9 protein-coding genes are annotated in these 10,461 nt (G+C 57.0%); 7 read left to right on the forward strand and 2 right to left on the reverse strand.

The window, feature by feature from the left end; translation table 11 throughout:
• Window positions 1-204: 204 nt before the first annotated feature.
• Window positions 205-1,527, reverse strand: coding sequence for a TadE/TadG family type IV pilus assembly protein (locus FHT76_RS40795; RefSeq protein WP_259186863.1), 1,323 nt, complete (start codon window positions 1,525-1,527; stop codon window positions 205-207).
• A gap of 1,189 nt (window positions 1,528-2,716) precedes the next feature.
• A complete protein-coding gene (locus FHT76_RS40800) occupies window positions 2,717-3,316 on the reverse strand; it encodes a cation transporter (protein ID WP_259186864.1) in 600 nt (199 codons plus the stop codon).
• Window positions 3,317-3,372: 56 nt separating this feature from the next.
• Between FHT76_RS40800 and FHT76_RS40805 the strand changes: the two genes are divergently transcribed.
• The 7 genes from FHT76_RS40805 to ligD all read left to right on the forward strand — a co-directional run bounded on the left by FHT76_RS40805 (window position 3,373) and on the right by ligD (window position 10,112).
• On the forward strand, window positions 3,373-3,900 hold the full coding sequence (locus tag FHT76_RS40805) for a Chromate resistance protein ChrB (RefSeq protein WP_310503315.1): 528 nt from the start codon (window positions 3,373-3,375) through the stop codon (window positions 3,898-3,900).
• 458 nt (window positions 3,901-4,358) lie between these two features.
• Window positions 4,359-5,006 (forward strand): nitrile hydratase subunit alpha, encoded by a 648-nt coding sequence (gene nthA, locus FHT76_RS40810; RefSeq protein ID WP_259186865.1) that lies wholly within the window; start codon window positions 4,359-4,361, stop codon window positions 5,004-5,006.
• On the forward strand, window positions 5,006-5,662 hold the full coding sequence (gene nthB / locus FHT76_RS40815; protein ID WP_259186866.1) for a nitrile hydratase subunit beta: 657 nt from the start codon (window positions 5,006-5,008) through the stop codon (window positions 5,660-5,662). The genes nthA and nthB overlap by 1 nt, the downstream gene beginning before the upstream one ends.
• The gene (locus FHT76_RS40820; protein WP_259186867.1) at window positions 5,649-5,999 is read left to right on the forward strand and encodes an SH3-like domain-containing protein; all 351 of its coding nucleotides are present in this window, start codon (window positions 5,649-5,651) and stop codon (window positions 5,997-5,999) included. Before nthB ends, FHT76_RS40820 begins: the two co-directional genes overlap by 14 nt.
• 245 nt (window positions 6,000-6,244) lie before the next feature.
• Window positions 6,245-7,957, forward strand: coding sequence for an adenylate/guanylate cyclase domain-containing protein (locus FHT76_RS40825; protein WP_259186868.1), 1,713 nt, complete (start codon window positions 6,245-6,247; stop codon window positions 7,955-7,957).
• Between the two features lie 625 nt (window positions 7,958-8,582).
• Window positions 8,583-8,795, forward strand: a complete 213-nt coding sequence (locus tag FHT76_RS40830) for a hypothetical protein (protein WP_259186869.1) — start codon at window positions 8,583-8,585, stop codon at window positions 8,793-8,795.
• Window positions 8,796-9,068: 273 nt separating this feature from the next.
• Entirely contained in the window at window positions 9,069-10,112 is a 1,044-nt protein-coding gene (ligD, locus tag FHT76_RS40835; RefSeq protein WP_259186870.1) for a non-homologous end-joining DNA ligase, read from the forward strand.
• Window positions 10,113-10,461: the final 349 nt, after the last annotated feature.

The following is a 10,461-nucleotide window of genomic DNA, read 5'->3' on the forward strand; positions in this document are numbered from 1 at the left end:
CTCCACCGCCACCGTCGCCTCCTTGAGCAAAGCGATGGTCATGTACCATTCAGGCCTAACAATCCGTGCTCAACCCCGGAGAAGTTACCGGTCTCGTGTAGAACGCTCAATGATGGCGCGGAATACACGCAGTGGCTGTTCTCCTCAGCAGCAGGGGATGGTCGAGCTTCAATTATCAAAGCCCGCCCTTCGCTGATAGGTCCCTCACTGGATAAGCGTGGTAGCTCCTGGATTGTTGATTTTGTTGTCTGCCAGTTCAGCCTTGCAATCGAGCTTGAACGTGCTGTTGCCGATCATGGTGATCTCTTGGGCAACGATGCGGACGCATTCGCCGCCCGTACCACCATTGCCCGCGTATTGGACTTCCTGAGAAGCCGGCATGTAGATAATGCCGTTGAGGTGCGAGTAGCTGTTTCCGTTGATGACGGCAGGTGCCGTGTTGCTGCGGTCTGCAACGATCGAGAACCCGGCCCATGTGCCCGATGTCGGCGCGGTCACGTTGAAGGTTGAACCGCCATGGATATCCAGCTGTGCGCCGTTCAGCAGGAAGAAAGTCACACCGTCACCAGTGACCACCGACTGACTTGCGAACTTCAAGACACCGCCGTCGATCACGTAGTCGCCAGGTTGCAATTTCACATTGCCCTTTATTTCAAGGCCGGCATAGGTGCCCGGCTTCAGCGTTACCGCATAGCCTTCAGGAGGTTTGTTCGACGTCTTGCCGGTCCCGTTGCAATTGCCGCCACCGCCACCGCCGCCGACATAGTTCACTCCGCATCCCGAAAGATTCACCGCTTGTCCAGCTGTCGGCATCTTCTTTCGCTGGAACGGATCGACGGCCGGCGCGCTCCCTTCATGTGCGCTACCACATGCAAGCTTCGTATTGCTAGGCGATGCCGAGACTTTGCCCGGCGTGTAAAGACATTCCGTCTTAAGGTTTCCCGAGCCGCCCACATAAATCGCTTCGTCGCTTATTGAATTTGCGGTGATCGTGCAGCCCGACGTATCGACCTTGGAACTGCCGCTCACCTCGAACGCCCGATTGGCCGTCGGATTGAGCGCCAGGATGCAAGCCTCGGCGGCATTCTGGTAAGAGGCGCCACTGTGGCGGGAGATGGGAAACGACAGACGCGTCAGGAATACAGGATCGTAGTCGAACGCATAGTCGGCGACTGCTGTCACCTGTTGGCCCGCTTCCGTGTAGACGAAATTGACTGAAGGTAGAGGCGCTACCACGCCAGCGTCCGCGATACCCTTGGGGCGTTTCCAATTGCCGAAGAACATTTCATTTCCACCCTCGGTGGCTTGCTCCTCGGTTTGGCCCTGGCCATAAAGCTGTGCGGCCTTGAGCGTCGCGCCGTCAAGCGCGGCCTGCAGCTTCTCGGCTTCGAAACTGGCGTTGGTGTAGTCGATTGCAAGGGAGGCAGCGCAGAGCAAGGGTACCGACGCCAGCGCAGTGATCACTGCGAAGTTGCCGTCATTGTTGCGGAAAAATCGAATGGCATGCCGAGTGAAACGTCCGACCATTTTCGTGTTCCAGATCCAACACAGCGATGGAGACATATCAGATTATTTCTATGTAATAATTGATTTCCAAAGCCGCTCGAATTGTATGCAAGTTAAAAATGGCTAGCGTTATATCGAGGATCATAGACCTTACGAAATCAACATCGCTCTACCCCAACCTTGTGATCCTGGCCACGCCACGCAACGCTCGAGCTGTGAATGAATTCGGCGTTGAAGCTGAACGTTGAAGGGCAACCAGCTTCCCAGCAAGCGTCTTAGGCGGGGGGCAAGTGGAGAATGAGGCGCTTCGCTGCGCAAAAAGAACCCCGCTTATGGCGGGGTCTTGAGAAAACAGAAGAACTGCGCCCAAAGGCCTCAGAGCGCAAAGCGAAGAGTAGTCAAAAGATTGTTCCCCTTCAAATCACGATTTTAGCTGACCGCCTTTGATCGAAACGGTGGGGGCGGGGGCGATTGAGTGGGAGGTTCGAGGAAGGGGTCCAGCCAACTTTTGAACCTCCCTGCTGCCCTCAGAGAAGCAGACAGTACAACCTTACAGAAAGCGCTAATATAATCTAGCGTCAATTCACAAGGCGGGTTGCGCGCTTCTTCCCAAAAAGACAAAGAAAAACCCCGCGACCTAGCGGGGTGAGTAGGGGAACAACGGGAGGAACTAGAAAGAGTAGCTAATACTACCGCAAAAGTCGTATTCGTCAATGAAAATGGATGCGTCTGGTTTTGGAAGTGTCGGTCGCTAGCAATCGCCGATTGCGCAACCGCTCTGCGTCTACTTGTTCTTAAGTAGCCAAACCTTCCCGGCCATCGTAATTCCGTAGACGCCTTTCGAGCTGTCATCGTCAAAGTGCCGCCGCTCTAGGAAGCCATGTCCACGTAGCTCATCCAAGGCCTTTGCTGTTACGGACGACCAAATCAGTATATTTTGTGCTGCCTTCCCGAAAATAAAAGCAATTCAGCTTAAAGCCTCAAGATCGTGTCCTGCGATAAAGGCATCTGGATACTTGCGGCGACAAGCGCCTCGATTGCGCCGCTCTCGATGTCCGGGCAAAGGTTCGGATATTTGAGGTTTTTCGAGACTGCGACCCAATATGGGCTTGAGCCGCAGCCTCTTCTCACTCCGGGAGTGGGGCTTCGGAGCGATTGGTGCCAACAGAGAGATGACGCAGCTACATCCTATCTCCATGCAAGCGGCTATCTAGGAGCGCACGCCTTGATGTTCTTCCCGGGCAGCTTCCCACACTTCCCAAGCGGCGTTCGCATTGATTGCTGCAATTCCTAAGCCAACCAAGAGATCAGGCCAAGCTGACGGCCAAATGAACGCTGTAACGAACCCGGCGACGATGATTGCGATGTTAGCGAGGACGTCGTTGCGTGCTGAGAGAAAAGCCGCCCGCGTCAGGCTGCCGCGATGATGTCGAAAGGCAGTGAGCATCAGGGCGCAGGCCAGATTAACGAGCATCGCCCCGAAACCGGTTAGACTCAAGGCGAAGGACTCGGGCGGCGTCTGGTCCATAAAACGACCGTATGCAACCCAAAAGGTGGCAAGACCGGGCACTAGGATTATCGTCGCTAGGACCATGCCGACCTTTGCTCGCTGCCGGGCCGACCAGCCCAGGGCTAGCCCGATCGGGAAATTGATGGAAGCATCTTCGAGAAAGTCGACGCTGTCGGCGAAGAGCGAAACAGAGCCAATTGAAAGGGCAACGGCAACCTCGACGAAGAAGTACGCAAGATTGAGCAAGGCGACGATAATCACAACCTTGCGCAGGAGATCATTTCGTTGATGCTCTTCCATATTCCCAGCAAACGCATCAGTTGGCTTGTAACCATAGTTACACAAAGGATACTGGCATGGCTACAGGAGGCGTTCTTGCCTATAAGGTTCCCGCTGAACCGAACCGGCATCGCATTGCGCTTTGGCGAAAGCTGAAGGGAATGGGAGCGGTCTATTTGCAGAACGGCGTCTGCCTTTTGCCCAAGACTGACGAACATCGTCGGGCGCTGAAGCTTATCGATAATGAAATCTCGGAAATGGGTGGCGAGTCAATCCTCCTGGATAGCGCTCCTCTCGATCAAGCCCAAGCAGAAAAGATCGTGGCGCGGTTCCGCGCGGAGCGCGACGAGGCCTACAGGGAATTGCTGGATCGCTGCGATGACTTCGAGGCGGAGATTGCGAAGGAAATCGCTTCCGACCACTACAGCTACGCCGAGATTGAGGAAAACGACTTAGACCTCAAGAAACTGAAGGCGTGGTTCGAGAAAATCCAGAGGCTGGACTTCTACGGGTGCAAGGCTCGCCCCTGTGGCAGCCGAACGATTGGCCAATTGCGAGACGCTATTGGACGGCTACGCCAACGAGACGTTCTCACGGCAGGATGAAAACCGTCCGTTTCCGGATAGTGAGGAGGGTTGAAGATGATACGGATCGAAGTAAAGCGCCGTTGGCTTCCTGATGCTCCTCATCGGCGCAGTGTTGATAATTCACGGTGTCGACAACTCTTATTCCCTGCTCGGCACACTGTGGGCGTTTTGGGGAATGGCGATGTGCTCCACTAGAATGACGGTCCTCTCGTGGATTTTTGGACAATGTGACGTCCCAATCGCCCAAGGCGCGTTCGCGGACGTTCGAGCCGAAAGCTTTACGCCCCTGCCTAGGATCGAAATCAATCGCGCGGCTTTCGCCCAATAGCAGATGTTTTCACTTCACCTCCGCCTCGGGTCCCAGTAATACTTATGGCAGAGTTTTTCGTCGGCTTATCGCTTGCGTCATGGCGGCCACCTCCAGGGACGAGCCGCCGCCGTGACTGCAGTGCCGACAGCGAAACTGGGGTGACGCCATGACGGATTTCGATTCAAAAAGACTGTCGCACATCCATCACGAGCTCCACAGCGACCTGCCGTCCGAACCTGCCCTGCGAACCAAGGCACTAGAAAGCCTGCTAACCGAGAAGAAGCTACTCGACGCCTCGGCAATCGATGCCTGGATCGAGATGTACCGTGACGAAATCGGACCAAAGCGAGGCGCAGCAGTCGTCGCGCGCGCCTGGACCGATCCCGCCTTCAGGGAGAGGCTCCTGGCGGACGGCACCTCGGCCATCGCGGAGTTGGGGTTCGCCGGGCATGCTACGGGTCATCTCCAGGCGGTTGAGAACACCGAGAGCGTCCATAATCTCGTCGTCTGCACATTGTGTTCCTGCTATCCGTTCTCGCTGCTCGGCCTGGCGCCGGCATGGTACAAATCGAACGAATACCGGGCGCGTGCCGTTCGCGACCCGCGCGGCGTCCTCAAAGAGTTCGGTGTCGAACTGGACGCTGGAATACAGGTGCGCGTCTGGGACTCCACCTCGGAACGCCGTTACCTCGTCGTGCCGCAAAGGCCCACAGGGCTCGAGGATTTGAACGAGAGCGCTCTCGCCAAGCTGGTGACGCGGAACTCCATGATCGGCACCCAGCGCGATCTCCATCCATCGAAGGACTTAAGCTGATGGATGGTGTCCACGATATCGGTGGTAGGCAGGGCTTTGGCCCTGTTCCAAACAAAGAAGACGGCGAGCCTTTCAATGCAGAGTGGGAAACCCGCGCATTCGGTATCGTTCAATCCTCCGCGCTCGGTTCGGGCTGGACGATAGACTGGTTCCGGCACTGCCGCGAGTTGATCGTGCCCACGGATTATCTTACACGGCCGTATTTCGACCAGTGGATCACGACCCTTGCAGCGCAGCTTGTCGACGAGGGTTATCTAACACTGCAAGAGATCAGGTCAGGCGCATCGTTCTTCGTGCCTAAACCCGCATATCCGGCCGATACCGCCGAAGCTTCGCGCGCCTATGTCAAAGAACCGAAGAGCTATGCCCGCGAAATGAGCGCGACTGCGCTGTTTGCACCCGGCGATTCCGTTCGGTGTTCATCCCTGGGGTCGGCGGGACATACCAGGCTTCCAGGATATGTTCGAGGCCGCCAAGGCGTCGTCCACGCGCATCACGGCGGGCATGTGCTCCCTGACGCCTCAGCACACGGCAGCACGAAGGCCGAACACCTTTATACCGTGGGATTCGAAGCGAGCAAACTCTGGCCCGAAGCCGAGCACGCCATCGACCAAGTGTTTGTCGACTTGTGGGAGAGCTATCTTGAACCTGCATGACAACGATAGCGCGGGACGACTGATTACGAGGGATAGAGAGCCGCCGTTTCTCGAACCTTGGCATGCCCAGGCACTCGCCATGGCGTCTCTTCTCGTTAGTTCCGGACAGATTTCCCCTGTATCTTGGACCAATGCACTAGGCGCGGCGATCAGGGCCTCTGGCGAAAATGGCACAGCCGATGACTCCGAAAGCTACTTCATTGCGGTCCTTTCTGCGATTGAAGCGCTGCTCGCTGACAGCGGGAAGGTGTCGAAGGCAGAACTCCACGAGCGTGAGCATGCGTGGGAGGAAGCCTACTTGCGGACTCCGCACGGACAGCCTGTGACCCTCGATTAGCGGTGCCTCACGTGCGGATCGATTTGGTCGCGACCAACGAGGTTTCCCCCCTTTTCCGCAGGCAAACCAGTTCCTTGGAGGTTCTCGTGAATTGGCGCTTTGCGCGTGATCGAGGCCTCCCGACCATCAGCGCAGTCGGCTTTGAAAACTGGACGGTTCCAAACTGTTGTGACCACATGGTCCATGACATTGGCGGGTGCTGAGGGTAGCATAGCGACTGAAGCTGGCCCCTCGGAGCTTGAACAATGACCCCGACGCCGACAGCAAGACGTTTCGTAGCCATTCTGGCGGCGGACGTCGTGGGATATTCGCGCCTGATGTCCGATGACGAGGATGGCGCGCTTGACAGTGTCAGGCTGCTGCAAACCGAGCTCTTGAACCCACGCATTGCGGCAGGCGGCGGTCATACCGTCAAGCTTATGGGTGACGGCCTCCTCGCAACATTCGATGACGCTGCCTCCGCAGTCTCTACCGCTCTCCAACTTCAGCATCTGATCGCGAGTGGATCGATACCGGCCGGGATGAAGCCGTTGCAGATCCGAATAGGTATAAACTTCGCAGCGGTGATGACGATCGACGATGACGTCTTCGGGGATGGAGTTAACATCGCGGCACGATTGGAAGCTCAGGCACTGTCCGGCGGGATTTGCATCTCGGACACAACCTATTCCGAAACTCCGGCAGATCTGCGCGAGCATTTTGTGGATGGAGGTGCGGTCCAGCTCAAGAACATTCCAAAACCCGTTCGGGTATGGCACTGGCCCAAAGCGCCGGCACGAGAGCGCTCGCTCCAAAGCGTCGTTGCGGTCCTTCCGTTCCGTCGTGCAAGCGCCGACACAGACGAACTACGAGTCGACGGTTTTACGGAGGACGTTATCTCCGGACTTGCAAGATTTAAAAGTCTTTCTGTGATTGCCGCATCATCCGCATTTGCGATTCGGGACAAGTCCCAGGATCTAAGAGAACTCGGACGTAGACTCGGCGCCAACTACCTCGTTTCCGGAGACATGCGTCAGTCCGGCAGCGACTTGGCCGTGTCTGTGCGCATGATCCAATCCGATACCGAGCGGCTGCTGTGGTCGGAGAAGTACCGCCGAACGGCGGACGACGTCTTCGCCATCCAAGACGACATCGTGAAGATGATCATTGCCAATCTGGTCGGCCAAATTGAAAGCGCCGACTACCGAGAAGCCGCCCGGCGACCGCCCAACAGCCTCGTCGCTTATGAATTTTACCTACGTGGGCTTGTGCACCTGAGAGGGTATGAGCCCGATGACAACGCAAAGGCGGTCGAGATGTTCGAAGCGGCCGTCGCCGGCGACGGCAGCTTTGCACTAGCGCACGCATATCTCGCGCTTGCCCGGATAGCAGTTGGTGGCTACGCGAACGCCCCAGAGAACGTTCTTCACGAAAGCATCGCTCTGGCGCGTCACGCAGTAAAACTGGATGAGGGTGAGTCAGGCGCTCACCGCGTCTTAGGACTTGCTCACTTGTTCCTGAGGGATTTTCAGAACGCGGAAATCGAGTTCCGGCTGGCATGCAAACTCAATCCCAGCGACGCAAGCGCCATGGTTCAACTCGGCGGTGTCCTCGCGCGGCGCAACCGCATCGAGGAGGCGGTGCCATGGGTCGAAGAAGGCATGCGGCTCAACCCTTATCCTCCAGGTTGGTATCATGCAGTACTGGGCAACCTTCTGTATTTCAGAGGTGACTATCCGAGTGCGCTGTTCGCGCTACGACAGCTTCCCAATCCGGGAAGGTACACGAAGGCCAGGATCCTTGCGTGCCTGTCGATGGCGGGGCGAGTGGACGAAGCGGCTACGTTCGCGGCAAATCTGCATGCGGAATTCCCCGATCTAACGATAACCGAATTCTTGGAACGTGGCATAGTCGTCGAGACCGTGGACCAGATCGAACATTTTCGCCGCGGTCTGGTGGGAACTGGGTTGCCTAAATAGCTCGATAACTTTTGAAAGCTCGGCGCAAAAAAACGCCTGCCGGCGGGGCGGGCTTATCTTTGATTGATTCGTTCGTAATGGCGGCTTAGCCTGTGCTGTATCGCATGCGATATTTGAATGGTAGCGTCTCTTCGAAAGACGGCGCATGAAAACGATCAGCCACATATCCACAGAGGTGGCTCGAAATTATCCGTATATCTGCGGAGGAATTGTTTCGCTTGCATGTTGGTAGTTGCCGCCGCGCTCCGAGCGTTGATTGACCGCGCGTCGTATACGGGGGTGCCATTTATCACCTCCTTCCCCGCGGGGTGGGCCCCGGCACTGGAATTGCCACGATGCTTATGGGCGGGCTGGTGGCTGCGTACGTGTGGGTGCCGCCGTTCTATTCGCTTGCTTTGCTGCGCCACCAATGAATCACCGTCGGCATCTACCTTTTCCTGTCCGGACTTCTTGTCCTCCTGACCCATTGTCTCCGCTCGTCTGCCGCTCGCGCCGGAGCGGCTGAAAAGACCTCACAGCTATACGCGCGCGAAATGGCTCATCGCATGGCCAATTTGGTGACGCTCGTCCAAGCCATGACTAGCATGAGCGCGATAAATCGGACGGCCATCAGGATATCCTATCGATGATTCAGTCCGTGCCTATTCCGTTCGGGGACAGAATCCAGGTTTCAGGTCATTCTGTCGGCGTGACCCCGGAAGCCGCGGCCAAACTCGCTTTGATCTTTCACGAACTTGGAACCAATGCGATGAAGTACGGCGCGCTTAGCGTGGGCGAGGGAAGGGTGCACGTGGCCAGTTCCGCGATTGGTGAGAGCATGTTTATTGACTGGGAATAAAACGGCGGGCCACCAGTGAACCCTCGCCTCGACGGCGAGGCTTCGGAAGTCGATTGCTGACGAGTTCTCTCTAAGGGGACAGGTTCTGTTGAACTCAATTTCGGCCCCGCGGGACTTAGCGCTCGCGTAACCCTCAACAGAAGCCAAACTGATCGTCTGAACTTCTTGGGCGTACTATCTATGCTTCCGCGTAGCGCGCTGTTGTCCCGGATCCGGGCTCGGTCCACCAATGAATTAATTGTCTTTTTAAGCTTTGCCTGATGTAATTATCTGATGGCAAAGTCTCCGCATTCAAAGCCCCTCCTTGCAAATGATAAGCCGCTTCGCAGCCGCGCTCGAAAGCCACGGGACCCCTCTCAGCCGAAGCTCCCGCTTGATCCGATGCCTGCTCGCGTCGAACCTTGTCTGGCACTGTTGAAGCCACGTCCGCCCGTTGGGCCGGATTGGCTGTACGAGATCAAGTGGGATGGCTACCGCATCGCCGTTCATCTCAACAATGGCAACGTCCGGATCTTAACCCGTGGTGGCCACGATTGGACCCGCCGCTTTCCCGCTATCGAGGCCGACGCCAAGCGTCTCGGCGTCGGCTCAGCGATCCTCGATGGTGAAGCCGTCGTACTCGATGACGCCGGCCGATCGGACTTCGGCAAGCTCCAGCAGTCGCTCGGTGGTCGGGGAGGGAAGCTGAACTCAGGCGCCTCTATCATGTTCGCATTCGATCTCCTCTACTTCGACGGCCACGATATCCGGGAAACGCCGCTGACGGGTCGCCGATTCTTCCTTGAATCGCTCCTGAAGAACGAGCAGGGCGCCATCCGGCTTTCCGAAGAGGTTGACGGCGACGGCCGCTCTATCTTCAACGCCGCATGCGGGCACGGCCTCGAAGGCGTCATTGCCAAGCGCAAGGACAGCACCTATCGATCGGGCCGTGTCGGTGATTGGCTGAAGATAAAATGCGTCCAGAGCGACAGCTTCATCGTCGTGGGCTATGAGCATTCACTCTCGGCCCGGTCAGGGATCGGCAGCCTGCTCGTGGCAGCTCGCAAGGACGATGACTGGGTATATGTCGGTTCCGTCGGCACTGGCTTCAGCGAAGAGACTGCGGAATCCCTTCGCAAGATGCTCGACACCATCAAGAGCAAGAAGCCGCCTGTTGTTTACGCCGGCCGACGCAAGAACCTCGTATGGGTTCAGCCGACGCTCATAGCCGAGATCGAGTATCGCGCCTGGACGCATGATGGAAAGATACGCCATGCGTCTTACAAGGGGCTACGAGAGGTGCAGGACAACGCCGCTGTCTACGAACTTCAGGATTGATGGGGCCAAGGACTGGCGACGCAGCCCTTGGCCAAGGATCTTTCGACCCTGTGCTGCGGTTAACCAACCCGTTCTCGACGCCCAGCGACGATGACTTCTGCGGGTCCGAAATGATATCCGTAAAATGTTGTATTTTTTGCACAACGGGTATGAAAAGCCCCGCTGACACTGATCAAGCGTAGGTCAGGAGCTGCGAGCCAAGGCTGTGAAGCCGTGCAATCGAGAATTCACCTCCCCGCTGCGACTGCTTGAGACTGACCAGGAGTTGCTCCAGGTCGCGGATCGCCCGATCGACGCGACCGTGCCACAGACGCCACTTCACGGCGGTGACGTCCCTGTCAATGGTAAG

This window comes from Rhizobium sp. BK176, assembly GCF_024808055.1.

What these genes read in the sequence shown, in the direction of transcription:
- FHT76_RS40795 (WP_259186863.1), bottom strand. Translation starts at nt 1,527, where the DNA reads ATGGTCGGACGTTTCACTCGGCATGCCATTCGATTTTTCCGCAACAAT.
- FHT76_RS40800 (WP_259186864.1), bottom strand. Translation starts at nt 3,316, where the DNA reads ATGGAAGAGCATCAACGAAATGATCTCCTGCGCAAGGTTGTGATTATC.
- FHT76_RS40805 (WP_310503315.1), top strand. Translation starts at nt 3,373, where the DNA reads ATGGCTACAGGAGGCGTTCTTGCCTATAAGGTTCCCGCTGAACCGAAC.
- nthA (WP_259186865.1), top strand. Translation starts at nt 4,359, where the DNA reads ATGACGGATTTCGATTCAAAAAGACTGTCGCACATCCATCACGAGCTC.
- nthB (WP_259186866.1), top strand. Translation starts at nt 5,006, where the DNA reads ATGGATGGTGTCCACGATATCGGTGGTAGGCAGGGCTTTGGCCCTGTT.
- FHT76_RS40825 (WP_259186868.1), top strand. Translation starts at nt 6,245, where the DNA reads ATGACCCCGACGCCGACAGCAAGACGTTTCGTAGCCATTCTGGCGGCG.
- FHT76_RS40830 (WP_259186869.1), top strand. Translation starts at nt 8,583, where the DNA reads ATGATTCAGTCCGTGCCTATTCCGTTCGGGGACAGAATCCAGGTTTCA.
- ligD (WP_259186870.1), top strand. Translation starts at nt 9,069, where the DNA reads ATGGCAAAGTCTCCGCATTCAAAGCCCCTCCTTGCAAATGATAAGCCG.